This window comes from Pseudomonas sp. DTU_2021_1001937_2_SI_NGA_ILE_001 (genome assembly GCF_032463525.1).
Lineage (GTDB): Bacteria > Pseudomonadota > Gammaproteobacteria > Pseudomonadales > Pseudomonadaceae > Aquipseudomonas.
On record NZ_CP135971.1, the window covers coordinates 1,063,318 to 1,083,623 of the forward strand.

Here is a 20,306-nt window from a genome sequence, read left to right on the forward strand (position 1 = left end):
CGTGACCGACACTACGCAAAGCCTCGACGCCCTCAAACGTGCAGCCCTGCTGCGCCTGCTCAAGCAACGCGGCGCCCAGCCCGAACAGGTCAAGGCCCAGAGCAGCATCCCGCAGGCCGACCGCACGGCGCCCCTGCCTTTGTCGTTCGCCCAGCAGCGCCTGTGGTTCCTCGACCAGCTCGACCCTACGGCGAGCGTCGCCTATCACATGCCGGCGGCCCTGGCGTTGCGTGGCGAGCTTGACCGTGACGCCCTGCAAGCCGCCCTGGACCAACTGGTGGCGCGCCATGAAAGCCTGCGCACCACCTTTGGCCGCGATGGCGAGCAGACCGTGCAGCTGATTGCCCCGGCCGACAGCGGCTTTAGCCTCTGCGAACACGACCTGCGCCACCTGCCTGCGGCCGCAGCGCGTGCCGAGGCCGAGCGTCTGGCCGAGGAAGAAGCCCGCGCCCCGCTGGTCTTGAGCGAAGGCCCGCTGGTGCGCGGGCGCCTGCTGCGCCTGGCCGACGACGAACACCGCCTGCTGCTGACCCAGCACCACATCATCTCCGATGGTTGGTCGACCGGTGTGCTGGTCCAGGAACTGGCGGCGCTGTACCAGGCCCTGAGCCGCGGCCAGGCGCCTGCCCTGCCCGAGCTGCCCCTGCAATACGCCGACTACGCGGCCTGGCAGCGCACCCAGCTCAGCGGCGAGGCGTTGGCCGAACAGGTGAATTTCTGGCGTGAGCGTCTGGCTGGCGCCCCGGCGCTGCTGAGCCTGCCGACCGACCGGCCGCGGCCGGCGGTGCAGAGTTTCCGTGGCGACACCCATGTGTTCGACCTGCCGCCGGCACTGGCCGGAGCCATCCAGCAGCACGCCCAGGCCCGCGCCGCCACGCCGTTCATGCTGCTGATGGCGGCCTGGGCAGTGTTGCTGGCCAGGGTCAGTGGCCAGCAGGACGTGGTGATCGGCACCGTCGCCGCCAACCGCGACCGCCCCGAATGGCAGAACGTGATCGGTTTCTTCGTCAACACCCTGGCGATCCGCGTGCGCCTGGAAGCCGACCCGACCCTCGCCGAGGTGCTGGAGCAGGTCAAGGCGCTGATGCTCGAAGCCGCCGATTACCAGGGCGCGCCCTTCGACCAGGTGGTCGAGGCGCTCAACCCGCCGCGCAGCGCCAGCCACAGCCCGGTGTTCCAGAGCATGCTCTACACCAATGCCGGTGGCGCCGGGGCTTCGCTGCAACTGCCCGGGCTGGAGCTGGAGTTCCTGCCCGCGCACAAGGCCAGCACCCAGCACGACCTCTCGCTGCACATCGACGAAGGCCGTGGGCAGCTGTCGTGCAGCCTGTCGTACGCCACGGCGCTGTTCGAAGCAACCAGCATCGAACGCCTGGCACAACGTTTCGAGAACCTGCTGGAACACTTCACCCAGGCCCCGGACACCCGCCTGAGCCGTCTGGAACTGGACCGCGAGACGCCGCTGCCAGCCATCCAGGCGCTGCCCGAGCATCCGGCGCAGATGCCGCTGTCGTTCCACCAGGAGCGCCTGTGGTTCATCGACACCTTCGAAGCCGGTTACCTGTACCCGGCCAACCCGGTCTACCACAACATTCCCCTGCTGCTGGCCCTGGACGGCGAAGTCGACCAGACCGCGCTCCGCCAGGCCCTGAATGGCCTGCTGGCGCGCCATCCGCTGCTGCGTTGCCGCGTGCATGGCGATGGCGCGCGTGGCTGGCAGACCTTCGAAGGCCCGGCCCAGCTGCCTCTGGCGGTGCTCCAGGCCGCACCTGATGCGCTGCTCGAACAGGCCTTGGCCGAGACGCGCAAACCCTTGCCGCTGGGTGATTCCAGCCTGGTGCGCGCCTGCCTGGTGCAGGCCGGCGAGCGCCAGGCCGTGCTGGCGCTGACGGTGCATCACCTGCTGGCCGACCGCAGCAGCATGAGCGTGCTGCGCCGCGACCTGCTGGCGCTGTACGCGGCGGCCTGTGCCGGTCGTGAAGCCGACCTGCCAGCCCTGACGCATTCGTTCGCCGACTTTGCCACCTGGCAGCGCCAGTTGCCGGCGGCGACCACGGAAAACCTGCGCGCCTGGTGGGCCTACCAGCTGCGCGGCAAGCTGCAGGCACTGGAGCTGCCGCTGATCCGGCCACGGGCGGCGGTGCATGTGTTTGCCGAAGCCACTCATGATTTCCGTGTCGAGGCGGCACTGGTACGCCGCCTGCAGGGCCTCGCCGAGCAAACGGGCTACAGCACCCGAAGCCTGGCGCTGAGCGCCTTCACCGCCCTGCTGCGCCGCTACGCCGGACATGACGAACTGGTGGTGGGCACCAGCGCCGCGTGCCGCAACGAGGCGCTGGCCGGAGTGGTCGGGCCCATCGACAACCTGCTGGTGATCCGCACCCAGTGCCCGGCCGGCACCACGCCGCAGGCCCTTTGCGCGAGCACCGCCGAGACTCTGGCCCAGGCCCTGGCGCACCGCCAGTTGCAATTCGACCAACTGGTGCTGGCGCTGAACCCGGCCAAGGACATGAGCCGCACCGCGCTGTTCGATGTGCTGTTCAACTACCAACAGGCCGAGCCGAGCGAAGTGGTCGCCGGCGTGTCCTTCACGCCGCTGGAAACCAACCTGGGCTACGGCAAGAACGATCTGCACCTGCTGATCGATGACCATGGCCTGTATTGGAACGGCCATCTGGTCTACAACGCCGAATTCTTCGAGCCGGCGTTCGCCGAGCAACTGATGCAGCATTACGTGCGCCTGCTCGAAGCCCTGGTGGACGCGGCGCAGACGCCCGTGGACGACCTGGCGCTGCTCAATGCCGAGCAGCGCCAGCAGCAGGTGCTGGCGTTCAACGACAGCGAAGCGGCCTGGCCCGAACACAGCACGATTCACCAGTTGTTCGAGGAACAGGTGCTTCAGCACCCCGAGCGCATTGCCGTGAACCTGGGCAACGAGCGCCTCAGCTATGCGCAGCTCAACGCCCGGGCCAACCAGCTGGCGCACCGCCTGCGTGCTGCTGGCGTCACCCCGCAAGCACCGGTGGCGGTTGCCTTGCAACGCTCGCAGGGCATGGTGGTGGCGACCCTGGCGGTGCTCAAGGCCGGTGGCGCCTACGTGCCGGTCGACCCCAATGCACCCGCAGAGCGCATTGCCTTCGTGCTGCAGGACAGCGGCGTGCGCCACGCCATCATCGACCCGGCACTGGCCGAGACGGCCGCCCGACTGGGCATCGAAGTGCTGGCGCCGGAAGACGACAGCGCCGGTCCCGCCAGCGTTGAGAACCTGCCCAACCTCAGCGCGCCGGAGCACCTGGCGTACGTGATCTACACCTCGGGGTCCACCGGCCAGCCCAAGGGTGCGCTGCTGGAACACCGCAACGTGGTGCGCCTGTTGCACAACAACCGCGCGCCATTCGACTTCGGCGCGAACGACGTGTGGTCGCTGTTCCATTCGCATGCCTTCGATTTCTCCGTGTGGGAGATGTTCGGCGCGCTGCTGCACGGTGGCCGCCTGGCCCTGGTCCCTGAAGCCCTGCGGCGTGATCCACAGGGGCTGCTGGATTTCCTGCAGGCCGAGCAGGTCAGCGTACTCAACCAGACCCCTTCGGCCTTCGATGCGCTGAGCAGCGTGGCCCTGGAACACCCCGCCACCCTGGCGCACCTGCGCTATGTGATCTTCGGCGGCGAAAGCCTGGAGCCGGCGCGCCTGGCGGGCTTCCATCAGCGTTTTGGCCATGTGGCGCTGGTGAACATGTACGGCATCACCGAAACCTGCGTGCACGTGACCTTCAAGGCCCTGCAACAGGCCGACATCGACGCCGGCATCTCCAACGTCGGGCGGCCGATCCCGACCACCGAGGTGTACGTGCTCGACGACCAACAGCGTCTGCTGCCGGTGGGCGTGGCCGGGGAAATCTGCGTGGGTGGCCTGGGCGTCGGGCGCGGCTACCTGAACCGTCCGGAACTGACCACCGAGCGCTTCATCGACAACCCGCTGCGCCCTGGGCAGCGCCTGTACCGCTCGGGTGACCTCGGCAAATGGCTGGCCAACGGCGAGCTGGTGCACCTGGGGCGCATGGATGCGCAGGTGAAGATCCGTGGCTTCCGTATCGAGCTGGGCGAGATCGAAGCCAAGCTGCTCGCCTGCCAGGGCGTGCGTGAAGCCCGCGTGCTGGCCCGCGACGATGCCGCCCAGAGCAAGCGCCTGGTGGCCTACCTGATCCCGCAGCCGGGCACCACGCTGGCGGTGGCGGCATTGCGCGCGCAACTGGGCGCGACACTGCCGGACTACATGATTCCCAGTGCCTTCGTGAGCCTGGCCAGCTACCCGCTGACCGTCAACGGCAAGCTCGACACCCAGGCCCTGCCGGCCACCGACCTCAACGCCATGGCCAGTGAGTCGTATGCCGAACCCGAAGGGCCGACCGAACAGGCCCTGGCTGAACTCTATGAAGCGCTGCTCGGCGTTTCGCCGGTGGGTCGCAACGACAGTTTCTTCGAACTGGGCGGGCATTCGCTGCTGGCCGCGCAGTTGGTGGTGCGGGTGCGCCAGCAACTGGGCCACGAGCTGATGCTGCGCGACCTGTTCAGCAACCCCAGCGTCGCTGCCCTGGCGCAGGTGCTCGGCGTCACCCAGGCGAGCACCCAGCAAGCCATTGTGCCGACCGATCGCAGCGCGCCGCTGCCGCTGTCGTTCGCCCAGCAGCGCCTGTGGTTCCTCGACCGCCTGGACCCTGGTGCCAGCGCCGCCTACCACATGCGCGCCACCCTGCTGCTGCGCGGCGAGCTGGACCGCGATGCGCTCAAGGCCGCACTGGACCGTCTGGTCGAGCGCCACGAAAGCCTGCGTACCACCTTCAGTTGCCCCGGCGAACAGCCAGTGCAGGTCATCGCCCCGGCCGACATCGGCTTCAGCCTGACTGAGCAGGACCTGCGTGCCCTGCCCTACGAGCAAGCCAGCCAGAGCGCCGCACGCATCGCCGACCATGAAGCGGCCAAGCCTTTCGACCTGGCCCGTGGGCCGCTGATTCGCGGTCACCTATTGCAGGTGGCCGACGATGAGCACGTGCTGCTGGTGGTGCAGCACCACATCATCTCCGACGGTTGGTCGGTGGGGGTCTGCGTGCGCGAGCTGGGGGCCTTGTACCGCGCCTTCAGCCAGCAACAGCCCGACCCGCTGCCGCCCCTGGCGATCCAGTACGCCGACTACGCCGCCTGGCAGCAGCGTACGCTGGGCCATGAGCAGTTGCAGGCCCAGGCGGCCTACTGGCGCGAACATCTGCAAGGCGCCCCGGCGGTGATCAACCTGCCCGGCGACCGGCCACGTCCGGCACGGCAGAGTTTCCGTGGCGGCGATGTACCGGTGCTGATCGAGGCGCCGCTGTACCAGCGCCTGGCGAATGTCTGCAAACAGCATCAGGTCACACCCTTCATGGCCTTGCTCAGCGCTTGGGCGGTGCTGATGGCACGCCTGGGCAACGAGCCGGACGTGGTGATCGGCGTGCCCAACGCCAACCGCAGCCGCGCCGAGACCGAAGCGCTGATCGGCTTTTTCGTCAACACCCAGGCGCTGCGCCTGAACCTGGCCGACAACCCCAGCGGTGCGCAACTGCTGGCCTTGGCCAGGCAGGCGGTACTGGGCGCTCATGAGCATCAGGACATTCCCTTCGAACAGGTGATCGAAGCGCTGCAACCACCGCGCTCGCTCAGCCACAGCCCGGTGTGCCAGGTGGCGCTGTCGCTGGACAACACCCCCGGCCAGGCCGACCTCGCGCTGCCGGGCCTGAGCCTGACGCCGGTCGAGCAGGCGCACCACACCGCGCAGTTCGAACTGATGCTGACCCTGGGGCATGCCGATGGCGGCCTGGCCGGGGTGATCGAATACGCCAGCGACCTGTTCGAGCGCGGCACGGTGGAACGCTTCGCCGAGCACTTCAAGGTGCTACTGACGGCGCTGCTGGATGACCTGCAACGGCCGGTGCTGAACCTGCCGCTGCTCAGCGCTGCGCAGCGCCAGGCCAGCCCGGCCACGGCACAACCCAAGGCCCGCTTTGCCGGTACGCCGCTGCTGCACCAGCGCTTCGAGCGCGCCGCTTCGAGCGCGCCGCACAGCATTGCCCTGAGCTTTGCCGACCAGCAGGTCAGCTACCAGGCGCTGAATCGCCGGGCCAATGCCCTGGCCGAGCAGTTGCTGAGCCACGGCGTGCAGCCTGACGAACGCGTGGCCATCCTCGCCGAGCGCGGCATTGGTCAGGTGGTGGCGATTCTCGCGGTGCTCAAGGCCGGCGCCGGCTACGTGCCAATGGACCCGGCCTATCCGGCCGAGCGCCTGGGTTACCTGCTGGACGACAGCCAGCCGACCCTGCTGCTGGCCGAGCCGGCCTGCCTGAGCGTATTGCCCGGCCACGACGTACCGGTACTGGCCCTGGACAGCAGTGCACCAGAGCCTGGCCCGGCCTACGACCGCAACACCGAACGGCCGGCCCTGCAGCCGCAGCACCTGGCCTACGTGATCTACACCTCAGGCTCCACCGGGCAGCCCAAGGGCGTGCAGGTGGAGCACCGCCAGATCGCGCGGCTGTTCGACGCTTGCGCCGGGCTGTTCGACTTCGGCGCGCAGGACGTGTGGACGCTGTTTCACTCCTTCGCCTTCGACTTCTCGGTCTGGGAGCTGTGGGGTGCGCTGAGCCATGGCGGGCGGCTAGTGATCGTGCCGGCCGAGATGGCCCGCTCCGCCGAAGACTTCCATGCCCTGGTGTGCCGCGAGGGTGTCACCGTACTGAACCAGACTCCGAGCGCCTTCCGCCGCTTCATCCAGGCCCATGAGCGCGCACCGGGCGAGCACGCCCTGCGCGAGGTGATCTTCGGCGGCGAAGCGCTGGAGTTCGCCAGCCTGCGCCCATGGACCGCACGCACGCCACTGAGCCGCACGCGGCTGGTGAACATGTACGGCATCACCGAAATCACCGTGCATGCGACCTTCTACCCGCTGGCCCAGCACGAGATCGACGACGGCGCGCCGAGCCTGATCGGCACCCCGCTGCCGGACCTGTGCCTGCGCGTACTGGATGCCAACCTGCAGCCGGTACCGGTCGGTGTGGAAGGCGAAATCTACATCGGTGGCGGCGGCGTGGCCCGCGGTTACCTGAACCGTGATGCGCTCAGCGCCGAGCGCTTCATCGACGACCCCTTTGCCCCCGGCGAGCGTCTGTATCGCACTGGTGACACCGCGCGCTACGACAACGACGGCGGCGTGGTGTACGTGGGCCGCAACGACTCCCAGATGAAGATTCGCGGCCTGCGTATCGAGCTGGGTGAAATCGAAGCGCGTCTGCTGGCCTGCCCAGGTGTCAGCCAGGCACGGGTGCTGGCCTTCGAATACGCGCCGGGCGACCAGCGCCTGGTGGCGTACCTCATCCCTCACGACGGCGCAGAGCTGGACGCCGCACGGCTGCGCGAGCAACTGGCCGAGCATTTGATGGACTACATGCTGCCCAGTGCCTTCGTGTCGCTGCAGGCCTGGCCGTTGACCACCAACGGCAAGCTGGACCGCAAGGCCCTGCCCGCCCCGGACACCGGTACGCTGGCGCGACGCGAGTACCAGGCGCCACAAGGGCCGGTGGAAACCCTGCTGGCGCAGGCCTGGCAAAGCCTGCTGCGTGTCGAGCAGGTGGGCCGCGACGACCACTTCTTCGAGCTGGGCGGCCACTCGTTCCTGGTCATCAGCCTGATCGAACGCCTGCGCCAGGAAGGCCTGGCCCTGGACGTGCGCACCGTGTTCGCCGCACCGACGCTCAAGGCCATGGCCGCGGCCACGGTGCCGGTCGACACGCAGCAGGCCGCCGCCACGCCGGCGATTCCGGCCGATTGCCAGCACATCACGCCCGACATGCTGCCGCTGACGACCTTGAACCAGGCCGAGATCGAGCAGATCGTCGAGCAGGTGCCAGGCGGGGCCGCCAACGTGCAGGACATCTACCCGTTGTCGCCACTGCAGGAAGGCATTCTGTTCCACCACCTGCTGCAGAGCGAAGGCGATGCCTACCTGATGCGCACCGTGGTGACCTTCGAGCGCCGCGAGCTGCTGGACAACTTCCTGGCCGCGGTGCAGGTGGTCATCGACCGCCACGACATTCTGCGCAGTGCCCTGCGCTGGCAAGGCCTGCCAGCCCCGGTGCAGGTGGTGCAGCGTCAGGCCAGGCTGCCACTGGTGACCCTCGACTGCCCGGCGGGCGACAGCGCCCTGGAGGTGCTGCGCGAGCACACCGACCCGCATCGCCTGCGCCTCGACCTGCAACAGGCGCCGTTGATCGCCGCCTATGCCATTTACGATGAGCCGGGCCAGCAATGGCTGCTGGCGCTGCTGGACCACCACCTGATCAGCGACAACGTGACCCTGCGCCTGATCATGCTGGAGATCCAGGCGGTGCTCGAAGGCCGTGCCGAGCAGTTGCCGCCGTCGCAGCCTTACCGTGACTTCATCGCCAAGAACGCCCAGGTGCCGATCGCCGAGCATGAGGCGTACTTCCGCCAGTTGCTGCATGACGTAGACACCACCAGCGCGCCGTTCGGGGTGCTGGATGTCCACGGCAGCGGCGCTGGCATTCAGCGCGCGGTCCGGCACCTGAACCCGGCGCTGACCCAGCGTGTGCACCAGGCGGCCAGCGCCCAGGGCGTACCGACCTCGGTGCTGTTCCATGCCGCCTGGGGTCTGGTGGTGGCCGCCACCAGCGGCAGCGACGAAGGCCTGTTCGGCACCGTGCTCTCGGGGCGCTCGCAAGGCACCGCCGGCGCCGACCATGCCCTGGGCATGTTCATCAATACCCTGCCGATGCGCCTACGGGTGCGCCAGCACAGCGTCGCGCAGCTGGTGGCCGATGCCTATCGGCAACTTGGCGAGCTGCTGGTGCATGAGCAGGCGCCCCTGGCCCTGGCCCAGCGCTGCAGCGCCGTGGAAGCTTCCGCGCCGCTGTTCACGGTGATCCTCAACTGCCGCCATGGCGAACTCATCGATGCCGACGGCCAACAGCGCGAGCAGCTGGCCGATCAACCCGGGATTCGCTTCCTGGCGTCGGAAACCCGCACCAACTACCCGCTGGAAATTGCCGTGGCCGATGTCGGAGAACAGTTCTCGCTCACGGCTCAGGCGGTCAGCGGCATCGACCCGGCACGCGTGGCCGAGTACCTGGAACAGGCCGTGGCTTCCCTGGTCGATGCTCTGCAGCATGACCCCGAGCGCCCGGCCCAGGCCCTGGAGGTGCTGCCCGACGCCGAGCGCGAGCAACTGCTGCGCGGCTTCAACCACACCGCCGAGGATTTCGGCGCGGTTCGTCCGCTGCACCAGCAGTTCGAAGACCAGGCCCGCCAGCAGCCCGACGCCACCGCGCTGGTCCATGAGCAGCAACAACTCAGCTACCAGCAGCTCAACCGCCGCGCCAACCACCTGGCCCGCCAGTTGCTCGCCCTCGGCGTGCAGCCCGACGACCGCGTGGCGCTGTGCGCCGAGCGCAGCCTGGAGATGATCGTCGGCGTGCTCGGCGTGCTCAAGGCCGGTGCCGCCTACGTGCCGCTGGACCCGGCCAACCCCGCCGAGCGCATGGCCTTCCTGCTCGCCGACAGCCAGCCCTGCGCCGTGCTGGCCCAGGCCGCGCTGAAGCTGCCGGAGGTCAACGTACCGCGCCTGGCGCTGGACACCGCCGAATCCCTGGCCGCTGCCGACGACGCCGACTTCGACAACAACCCGCAGGTGCCCGCCCTCACCCCGGAGCACCTGGCCTATGTGATCTACACCTCCGGCTCCACCGGCCAGGCCAAGGGCGTGATGGTCGAGCATCGCTCGCTGTTCAACTTCAGCCAGGTGCTGGCGCGCACCACCCACAGCCATTGCAGCGCGCAAGCGCGGGTGGCCCTGAATGCCGGGTTCTACTTCGATATGTCGCTCAAGGGCATCTGCCAGCTCGGCGCCGGCCATTGCCTGGTGATCGTGCCGCAGCACCTGCGCGCCAGCGGCCAGGAGCTGCTGGACTTCCTCGAAGCCGAGCAGATCCAGGCCTTCGACTCCACCCCCTCGCAACTCGACGGTCTGCTCGCCGCCGGGCTGCTGGAGCGTGAGCGCTACAAGCCACGCAGCGTGCTGCTGGGTGGCGAGCCGATCAACGCCGCGACCTGGGCACGCCTGCGTGCCTGCCCGAGCATCCACTTCTACAACATGTATGGGCCGACCGAAGGCACGGTGGACGCCAGCCAGGGCCTGGTTGCCGAACTGGGCGAACAACCGAGCATCGGCCGCCCGCTGGCCAACGTGCAGCTCTATGTGCTCGATGCCCACGGCCAACCGGCGCCGATTGGCGTGGCCGGTGAATTGCACATCGGCGGCGCAGGTGTGGCACGCGGTTACCTCAACCGCCCGGAACTGACCGCCGAGCGCTTCATCCACACCGCGCTGGGCCGTCTGTACAAGACCGGTGACCTGGGCCGCTGGCGCGCCGACGGCACCCTGGAGTACCTGGGCCGCAATGACTTCCAGGTGAAGATCCGTGGTTTCCGTATCGAACTGGGGGAGATCGAAAGCGCCCTGCTGGCCTGCGAGGGCGTGCGCGAAGCGGCGGTGATCGCCCGCAACGACAGCCATGGCGACGAGGCCGGTACCCGCCTGGTGGCCTACCTGTGCGGTACACCGCCGGACGCGGCGCAATTGCGTGCCGCGTTGCTCGAACGCCTGCCGGAGTACATGGTGCCCAGTGCCTACGTGGTGCTGGAGCAACTGCCGCTGACCGCCAACGGCAAGCTCGACCGCCGCGCCCTGCCCGCACCAGGCGCCGAGTCCCTGGCCAGCCAGGCCTATGTGGCACCGCAAGGCGAGACCGAACAGGCCATCGCGCAGATCTGGCAGACCCTGCTGGGTGTCGAACAGGTCGGCCGCGATGACGGTTTCCTGGAGCTGGGTGGCCACTCCCTGCTGGCGGTGCAATTGCTGTCGAGGCTGCGCCGCAAACTCGGCGCACGTCTCAGCCTGCGCGAACTGTTCGAGGCACCTACGGTGCGCGGCCTCGCGGCACTGGTCGACGGCACCTCGTCGAGTGACGCCGGCAGCATCCCGCTGGCCAACCGCAACCAGCGTCTGCCGCTGTCGTTCGCCCAGCAGCGCCTGTGGTTCCTCGACCAACTGGACCCGGCAGCCGGCGCGGCCTACCACCTGCCCCAGGCCCTGCGCCTGAGCGGCCCGCTGGACCGCCGTGCGCTGCAGGCCACGCTGGACCGCCTGGTGGCCCGCCACGAAATCCTGCGTACGCGTTTCGAGCGGGTCGACGGCGAACCGGCCCAAGCCATCGCCCCCGCCGACTGCGGCTTCAACCTGGCTTATGAAGACCTGCGCGGACTGCCCGAGGCCGAGCGCGACAGCGCCTTGCAGGCGCTGGGTGAAGCCAACGTCACGCAGCTGTTCGACATGGCGCGCGGTCCGCTGCTGCGTGGCTTGCTGGCGCAGGTGGATGAACAGGGGCACGTCCTGTTCATCACCTTGCACCACATCATTTCCGATGGCTGGTCGAACGGCATCCTCGCCCAGGAGGTCAGCCGGCTGTACGCCGCCTTCGCCCAGGGCCAGCCGGATCCGTTGCCGCCGCTGCCGCTGCAATACGCCGACTACGCCGCCTGGCAGCGCCGCGTGCTCGACGGTGCCGGCCTGGAAGCCAGCCTGGGCTTCTGGCGCCAGCACCTGGACGGTGCCCCGACGCTGTTGAACCTGCCGCTGGACCGCCCGCGTCCGGCCACCCAGAGCTACGCCGGGGGCATCGTCGAGTGCCGCTTCCCGGTGGCGCTGAGTGAACAGCTGCGGCAGTTCAGCCAGGCCCAGGGCAGCACCTTGTTCATGCTGTTGCTGGCTGGCTGGTCGACGCTGATGAGCCATCTCAGTGGTCAGCAGGATGTGGTGATCGGTACGCCGGTGGCCAACCGTTCGCGGCCGGAGCTGGAGCCACTGATCGGCTTCTTCACCAATACCCTGGCGCTGCGGGTCAAGCCGAGTGCCGACACCGCCATCCACGACCTGCTGGCGCAGGTCAAGGCGACCACGCTGGCGGCCTACCAGCACCAGGACCTGCCATTCGAGCAGGTGGTCAGCGCCCTGCAGCCGGTGCGCAACATGGGCCACAACCCGCTGTTCCAGGTGATGCTGAGCCTGAACAACACCCCTGACGCAGCGCTGCAGCTGCCAGGGCTGCAAGTGGCCGGTGTCGAGCGCCCGCACCATGCCACCCAGTTCGACCTGGCCCTGTCGCTGGTCGACCACGGCGACTACATCGGCGGCAGCCTGCAGTACGCCAGCGACCTGTTCGACACCGCCAGTGCCGAGCGCATCGCGGCGCTGTTCGGCACCTTGCTCGAGCACTGGGTCCGCGATGCCGACCAGCCACTCAGCCAGGTGCTGGCCCAGCTGCCGGCGCCGACGCGCAAAGTACACAGTGACGAACCGGCGCTACAGGCCACGGCGCAGCCCAAGCTCTTCGAGGCTCCGCAAGGTCCCGTCGAGCAGGCAGTGGCGGCCATCTGGCAGAGCCTGTTCAACAAGGAGCAGATCAGCCGCCACGACGACTTCTTCCAGTTGGGCGGGATTTCCCTGATGGCCGTGCAAATGGCCTCGCGCCTGCGCAAGGTGCTGGGCAAGCCGGTGGCGGTGCGCGATCTGTTCGTCGAACCGACCCTGGCTGGCTTCGCTCGCACGTTGAGCAGCGAGGCCGAACCCGACCAGCCGAGCAACCTGGTGCCGGTGCGCCCGCAAGGCGCGCAGCGCCCACTGTTCCTCGTGCATCCACTGGGGGGCGAAGTCCAGTACGCCTACGACCTGGCCGTTGCCTTGCCGGACAGCCTGCCGGTCTACGGCCTGGCCGCCAGCGGCTTGAAGGCCGGCGAAAGCGTGCTCAGCGACGTACCGGCCATGGCCGCGCGTTACCTGGACGCCATCGCGCGGGTGCAAGGCAGTGGACCGTACCGCATCGCGGGTTGGTCGGCGGGTGGCCTGATCGCCTATGAGATGGCGCGTCAGCTTGAGGCCAAGGGCCAGGGTGTGGAATGGCTCGGCATCATCGACGCGTCGGCCCGTACCGAAGCCGAGGCCGGGCCAGCCCCCAGCGAGGCGCAGTTCCTCATGGCCTGGCTGCCGCAAGGCATCGCGCCAGAGCTGGAGCAGCGCCTGAAACAGCTGGCCGAGAACGATGCCGTGGAACCCATGCTGGCTCTGTGCAGTGAACATGGGCTGCTGCCCGAAGAACTGCCGGCCGGCATCGACCTGGCGCTGCTGCGCAGCCACCTGGCGGTGGCCTGGGGCATTCGCAAGGCGGTGGGCGCCTACGTGACCCCGCCAAGCAGCCTGAGCGTGAAGCTGTTCCGCGCCGCCGACCAGCCACGCCAGGACCCGACCCTGGGTTGGGCGCAGGTGGTTGGCGAACAGGTGCATGGCGTGGCATTGCCAGGGACGCACAACACCCTGGTGAAGGCGCCTTACGTGCAGGCGCTGGGTGAGGCGATCAGCAAGGTCTTGAGGGAGGCATGACGCGCTGAGTGGTGCTGCCCGGGTCCATGGCGATGGGCTCGGGCAGTTCAGTTTGTGGGGGCGAGCTTGTTCGCGAAAGGGCTGTCAAGGTCGCGGCTACCGCCTGACCGATCAATCATGCCTGCGAATACCGTAGATCTCGGCAACCACCTGTGCCGTGGCTTCTTCGAGGCTGCCTTCGTTACGGCACAGCACCCAGCCGTTCTCGGTCACCGCTCGTTCGAACGCATAGGTGCTCGTCTCGTGCTCCTCTTGCCCATACAGCAAGGTACTGCCCGATCCACGGCGGCGTGCCGACAACCTTGCCCATGAAATATCAGGGTCGGTGACGACGCCGACATGCAGATCCGGAACCCGGACCTTGCGTTCGATGTTCAGTTGCAGAATTTCCGGAAATGGCACCAGCCGCCGAAAGGCGGCATCGGACGGGTACCATCGATCGATCAGGATGATGCTGTCTGCGGGTTGCGTGGCGATCGAGTGCTGGGAAATCCACGCGCGACTGTCTGCCAGGCGCTGGCAGATGCTCAGTTCAGCATCCCGACATGGATTTCTCACCAGCTGGTTCACCAGGGCCATGGTCTGCGCCCTGAAAGGATCGCTCTTCTTCTCGCAAAGCCGGATCACCTTGTGGTTGTCGGCCCTCAGGGCTTTGGTAACGGCTTCCAGTAGCGTGGTTTTCCCCGTGCCCTTGGGGCCATCTATGGAAACGAACAGCGGACGATTCATTTTTCGGGCATCAGTCGGTGGGCTTAGCAGTGTCGTGAATCCTGCCTGGATTTCAAGCGCTTTTGTGGTGGTTGCACAATCAAGACCAGCATCACGCACACTGGAAAAGTGAATCTGCCAGCCGCTTACCTTGACAGCCTCTCATCGCGCGACAAATAATTTGTAAGAATTCATGTATATGACCATATAACAAGGTGAATCGGTCGATGAATGCTCAACACCGCGATGTCCCTTCGCTTCTTTCTGCGTGTCTGCGCGCCCCGCTGCTTCGGCAGATTACCGGTGGCCTGTGGCACTTCAGCCCCTGCTCCTGCGTCCCCAACGCGTGAATACGCCGGTTTCTTGCGGCAACGATGCCGCGCCTGCCGGGCGCTGCGCCGCCCTTCCTATGCCTATGAATGCTGAGTGCCCCCCAAGCGCCAGCCCAACCGAGATCCGTCCATGACTCCGTTAGATATTCAGCTCTTGATGACCGCGCTGGTCAGTGTCCTGGTGCTGGTGGCACTCATCGTTTCGCGCCTGAAGATGCACCCGCTGCTGGCCCTGCTGGTGGTGTCCGTCGGCGTTGGCTTTGCCACCGGCATGGAGCCCGGCTCGATCGTTTCGCACCTAGTCGCCGGTGCCGGCAAGACCCTCGGTGCGGTTGGCGTGGTGATCGCGCTGGGCGCCATGCTGGGCAAGATCCTGGCAGACGCCGGGGTCACCGAGCAGATCGCCGAGGTGATCCTCAAGCGCACCCCGGATCGCATGATTCCCTGGGCGATGATGATGGTGGCCTTCGTCATTGGCATTCCGATGTTCTTCGAGGTGGGCCTGGTGATCATGCTGCCGCTGATCTTCAGCGTGGCGCGCAAGCTCGAAGGGCAGGAGCGCTTCAAGGGGTCGGCCTATGTATATGTCGGGGTTCCAGTGATTGCTGCCCTGGCGGCCATGCACGGCATGGTGCCACCGCATCCTGGTCCGTTGACCGCCATCGCCGCACTGAAGACCTCGGTTGGCCCGACCATGCTCTACGGCTTCCTTGCTGCGGTGCCAGCGATGATTCTGGGCGGCCCGCTGTATGGCCTGTTTATCGCGCCGCGCATGAGCACCCGCCCCGACCAGGCTCTGCTCGACCAGTTCACCCTCGCGGAAAAGGCTGACGACAAGGCCCTGCCCAGCGTGTGGATCGGCGTGCTGGCTGCCCTGCTGCCGGCGATTCTGATGCTGGTGCATGCGGTGGCCGAGATGGTCCTGCCCAAGGGCAATGCCATCCTGCAAATGGCGGCTTTCGTGGGCAATCCGCTGATCGCCATGCTGCTGGGCGTGCTGTTCGCCGGTGCCAGCCTGGTGCTGTTGCGCGGTGGCGACACCGACAAGCTGCGCGCGGCGCTGGGCAAGAGCCTGATGCCCATCGCCTCGATCATCATGATCATCGCTGGCGGCGGTGCCTTCCAGGAGCTGCTGACCAGCGCCAAGGTGGGTGATGCCATCGTGCACCTGACCCAGCAGTCAGCCGTACCGCCGCTGATTCTGGGCTGGCTGATCGCGATGCTGCTGTCGGTGTCGACCGGCTCGGCCACCGTCGGCATCGTCGGCGCTGCCGGGCTGCTGGCCCCGCTTGCCGGTGCCGACCCGACCCTCAACCTGCCACTGCTGGCGCTGTCCATCGGCTGCGGTTCGCTGTTCTTCAACTACGCCAACCATGCCGGCTTCTGGATGGTCAAAGAGTCGTTCGGCATGACCATGAGCGAAGCCACCAAGACCATTTCGGTGGTGCAATCCATCGTCGCGGTGGTCGGCTTGATCGTCGTGCTGGTTCTCAATGCAGTGACGTCCGTCAGCTGAACAGCGGCCACAGGGTGGAAACCGGTGTCTGTTTTCCACCCCGGAGGTCACGTTGGCTACCCTGCTTTCATCTGGGACTGCCCCATGACACGGCGGGCAGTCTGTTTCCCGAGCAGGAGTGCCCATGATGCAAAGTGTCTGTGGTCAGGAAAAAGCGCTGGTGCTGTGCCCCGCGTCGCCCGAGGATCTGGAAGACCTGGTCGCGATCCGTATCGAGGCCATGCGCGAAAGCCTTGAGCGAGTCGGGCGGTTCGACCCGGAGCGAGCGCGTGAACGCTTCGTGAGTGGCTTCGACGTCAACTGCACCCGCCGAATCGAGTTGTCCGGTGAACTGGTCGGTTTTGTCGTGGTAAAAAGCCAGCCGGCCGAGCTGCTGCTTGACCACCTGTACGTGCGACCTCATGTACAAGGCCTGGGCGTGGGTTCTGCCGTGCTTCAGCAGTTGTTCGAAGAGGCCGATGAGGTCGGACTGCCGATTCGGGTAGGAGCACTCAAGGAGAGTGATTCGAATCGCTTCTACGCACGACACGGTTTCGTGTTCGTCGAAAGTGCTGAATTTGACAACTACTATGTCCGACCCAGCTTCGCGAGCCTTGGCAACCGAGCGAGCGGTGCATGACCGCCCCCTTAAGCCGTAGATCCATGCTGTTCGATTAAGCGCTTTGCGGCTTTGTGGCTTGGTGGGAGCGGCTTTAGCCGCGAAAGCGCCGGAAAATTCACTGCATCTGTTGTGAACAGGCGATCGCTTCGCGGCTGAAGCCGCTCCTACCCGGCCATCTGTATTGGCCTTAGATCTGGACCAGGCCACCGTCGACGAACAGCTCGGCACCGTTGACGAACGAGGCGTCGCTGCTGGCCAGGAACACGGCCGCGTTGGCGATCTCCACTGGCTCACCCACGCGCCCCAGCGGCACCTGCGCGGCCAGGTAGTCGAGCAGGCCTTGCTGTTGCGCGGCATCGGGGCCGGCAAGATCAACCAGCCCAGGCGTACGGATGGGGCCAGGGCTCAGGGTGTTGATCCGCACCCCGCGATCCTTCAGATCCAGAATCCAGCTGCGGGCCAAGGCACGTACAGCGGCCTTCGAAGCGGAATACACGCTGAAGGCCGACGTACCCGAACTGCCGGCCGTGGAACCGGTGAGAATCACCGAAGCGCCTGTCGCCAGCAGTGGCAGCGCCTTCTGTACGGTAAACAGCACGCCCTTCACATTGCGGTCGAAGGTGTCGTGATAATGCGCCTCGGTAATCTCGCCCAGCGGCTGCATCGAACCGCCACCGGCATTGGCGAACAGCACATCGAGACGACCGTGGGCCTGGCGAATGCGCTCGTAAAGCGCGTCGAGTTGTTCCAGCGCAGTGGAATCCACTGCCATGCCGGTAGCATTGCCGACTTCGGAGACGGCCTTATCCAGTTCCGCCTGGCGGCGACCGGTGATGTACACGTGGGCGCCCTCTTCTGCAAAGCGTTTGGCGGTGGCCAAGCCGATACCGGTGGTGCCGCCGGTGACCAGTGCGATCTTGCCTTCAAGTTTGTGGCTCATGGTGTTTCTCCCTCAGGGATAGGTCGTGGTGTGGGAGAAGCGTATCGACGAACCGAATGGAGCAAAATAGAATCATCCGAAACTTATCGTTGCAGATTTGAAATGAGCAAACTTCCGGATTTCGAAGGGCTGGCCATGTTCGCCAAGGTCGCTGAAGAAGGTTCCTACGCAGCGGCGGCGCGCTTGATGTCGGTCTCGGTGCCCACCGTATCGCGGGCCGTGGCGCGTCTCGAAGAACGGCTGGGCGGGCGACTGTTCAATCGCACGTCACGCCAGTTGTCGTTGACCGAGTTCGGTCAGCGCATCGTCGAGCAGGCCGGCGACCTCTATCGCCAGGCAGAAGAGATGGAAAGCAGCGCCCAGGAGCTGGCCGTGCAACCCCGAGGGCTGGTACGCCTGGCGGTACCGATGTCGTTTGGCGTGCGTTGGGTCGCGCCATTACTGCCAAAGCTGATGCAGCAGTACCCGGAGCTGACGATCGATCTGCATTTGTCCGACGCCTCCACCGACCTGATTGCCGAGGGGTTCGATGCCGCCCTGCGTATAGCCGCGCTACCGGATTCGTCGCTGGTGGCCAGGCGTATCTGTTCCGTTACCCAGTACCTGGTCGCAGCGCCGGATTACCTGGCGACCCATGGGCGACCGCAACACCCTCGCGACCTGAGCGGACACCCTTGCATGAGCTACGCCTACCGTGCACGCAGTGAGCTGTGGCGCTTTACCCTGCAAGACGGCACTGAAGAGCACGTGCAACCTGCAGGCCCCCTGCGGGTGACCAATTCCGACGCCTTGATTCCACCGTTGCTGGCTGGGCTGGGGATTGCCGAACTGCCGGAGTTCATCGCTCACGAGTACCTGGCCGACGGTCGTCTCGAACATCTGCTACCTGAATGGAGCATGACCCGCGGCGGACTCTACTTCGTCACCCCCTCGGCACGCAGCCGCCCGCGCAAGGTGCAGGCGCTGTCAGACTTTTTCGTCGAGCACCTGGCCAATCCGCACTGGCGTTGGACGCCGTGAAGCCATCGCGAACCGCACAGCACACCGGTTCAGCCCGCCGTCATCGGGGCGGCGCAGGCGGCGGAAATGCACCTGCCCGCCCGCCACACAAAAATGACTGGTTACAACTATTTCAGAAATGTTAAAACCGGATCCAATAAACCGGTCCGCGCTGCTTCTTTAAACATCACCTCGATGCTTCCCACACGGATCTGACCGCAGGCTCTGCCCATGCCCGAAGACCTTTCTCTAAAGCCGTACTCGAACGCTCCCATCGACACCGAGGCAGGTCGCCGCCGATCCCTGGCAGCAGGGAGTCTCGCGCATGCCGTGCACGATGGCCTGACCGACGTCATTTATGTGCTGCTGCCGCTCTGGCAGGCCGCCTTTGGTCTCAGCTACGCGCAGATCGGGCTACTGCGCGGAGCCTACGCAGGCATGATGGCCGGTTTTCAACTACTGGCCAGCCGCGGTGCCCGCCACTGGGGGCGTGAACGGCTGCTGGTGGCCGGCACCGCCTTGGCCGGGCTGGCCTACCTGCTGGCTGCCCAGGCCAATGGCCTAATCTGGCTGGTCCTGGCGTTGATGATCGGGGGGCTGGGCGCGAGCACCCAGCATCCGCTGGCTTCGGCCCTGGTTTCGGACGCCTATGAAGGCAGTGGCCGTACCAAGCAGGCCCTGGCGCAGTACAACTTTGCCGGAGACATCGGCAAGGCCGTCATCCCCGGCATCAGCGGCCTGGCACTGATGTACATCTCCTGGCAGGCCAATGCGCTGCTGCTGGGCGTGCTCGGCCTCGCGGCGGCGGTCGGGTTGTGGCGGCTGATACCCGACGAAGCGGCGCAGGCCGGTAGAGCCAAACAGAAAGCCCTTACTGAAACGCCCGGCTCGCCCGTCGGCCTGGCCGCGCTGATCGCCACCGGAACCCTGGACAGCGGCGTGCGCATGGGCTTTCTGACCTTCCTGCCGTTCCTGCTGCAACTCAAGGGTGCGCAGCCCGAGCATATCGGCCTGGCCTTGGCGCTGCTGTTCATGGGCGGCGCGTTTGGCAAACTGTTCTGCGGTTACCTCGGTGCCCGCCTCGGCCCGGTACGCACGGTGATCTGCACGGAAGTCCTCACGGCGGTGCTGATTCTGCTGGCCATCGTGTTGCCCTACTTCTCGCTGATGCTGGTGATGCCGCTGATCGGCCTGGCCCTGAACGGCACTTCATCCGTGCTCGGCGGCCTGGTGCCGGACTTCACCTCGCGCACTAACCGCGACAAGGTGTTCGCCTGGTTCTACACCGGCACCGTCGGCGGCGGCGCCTGTGCGCCAATGCTCATCGGCGCCATCGCGGATGAAGCCGGGGTGGTCAATGGCCTGGTGACGCTGGCTGGGCTGTTGCTGCTGACCGTGCCACTGGGGCTGTGCATTGCCAGGGGGCTGCGTGGGGCTTGATCTGGGCAAGGGCCAAAACAGCTCGCTAGGCACCCTTCAATTTCTGTTGGAGCTTGCTCGCGAACAGCTCAGCAAAATCCATGCATCTGCTGCGACCATGAGGCAGCCATCGCGAGCAAGCTCGCTCCAACGGTCTGATTGATCGGTATTGGGCCAAACACTTCGTCAGATGCTCGGCCGCTTGCTCTGTCAACACGCCGACCACGACGGCAATGCCGGCGTCCTCCAGCATTCCGACT

General features: G+C 66.5%; 7 protein-coding genes. 5 read left to right on the forward strand and 2 right to left on the reverse strand.

The window, feature by feature from the left end:
* Nucleotide 1: 1 nt before the first annotated feature.
* Nucleotides 2-13,531: a non-ribosomal peptide synthetase gene (locus RRX38_RS04265; RefSeq protein WP_315961676.1), complete on the forward strand. Its 13,530-nt coding sequence runs from the start codon at nt 2-4 to the stop codon at nt 13,529-13,531.
* Nucleotides 13,532-13,642: 111 nt separating this feature from the next.
* On the opposite strand, the gene RRX38_RS04270 is transcribed toward RRX38_RS04265, so the two are convergent.
* On the reverse strand, nt 13,643-14,260 hold the full coding sequence (locus tag RRX38_RS04270; protein ID WP_315961677.1) for a dTMP kinase: 618 nt from the start codon (nt 14,258-14,260) through the stop codon (nt 13,643-13,645).
* 441 nt (nt 14,261-14,701) lie between these two features.
* Between RRX38_RS04270 and RRX38_RS04275 the strand changes: the two genes are divergently transcribed.
* Nucleotides 14,702-16,087: a gluconate:H+ symporter gene (locus RRX38_RS04275; protein ID WP_315961678.1), complete on the forward strand. Its 1,386-nt coding sequence runs from the start codon at nt 14,702-14,704 to the stop codon at nt 16,085-16,087.
* Nucleotides 16,088-16,214: 127 nt separating this feature from the next.
* Nucleotides 16,215-16,706, forward strand: a complete 492-nt coding sequence (locus RRX38_RS04280) for a GNAT family N-acetyltransferase (RefSeq protein ID WP_315962633.1) — start codon at nt 16,215-16,217, stop codon at nt 16,704-16,706.
* A 169-nt stretch (nt 16,707-16,875) separates the two neighbouring features.
* Here RRX38_RS04280 and RRX38_RS04285 read toward each other — a convergent pair whose 3' ends face one another.
* Nucleotides 16,876-17,628, reverse strand: a complete 753-nt coding sequence (locus RRX38_RS04285) for an SDR family NAD(P)-dependent oxidoreductase (RefSeq protein ID WP_315961679.1) — start codon at nt 17,626-17,628, stop codon at nt 16,876-16,878.
* 102 nt (nt 17,629-17,730) lie between these two features.
* On the opposite strand from RRX38_RS04285, the gene RRX38_RS04290 reads away from it, so the two are divergent.
* Both RRX38_RS04290 and RRX38_RS04295 read left to right on the forward strand, forming a co-directional pair.
* The gene (locus RRX38_RS04290) at nt 17,731-18,648 is read left to right on the forward strand and encodes a LysR family transcriptional regulator (protein ID WP_315961680.1); all 918 of its coding nucleotides are present in this window, start codon (nt 17,731-17,733) and stop codon (nt 18,646-18,648) included.
* 210 nt (nt 18,649-18,858) lie between these two features.
* A complete protein-coding gene (locus RRX38_RS04295) occupies nt 18,859-20,067 on the forward strand; it encodes an MFS transporter (RefSeq protein WP_315961681.1) in 1,209 nt (402 codons plus the stop codon).
* Nucleotides 20,068-20,306 lie beyond the last annotated feature (239 nt).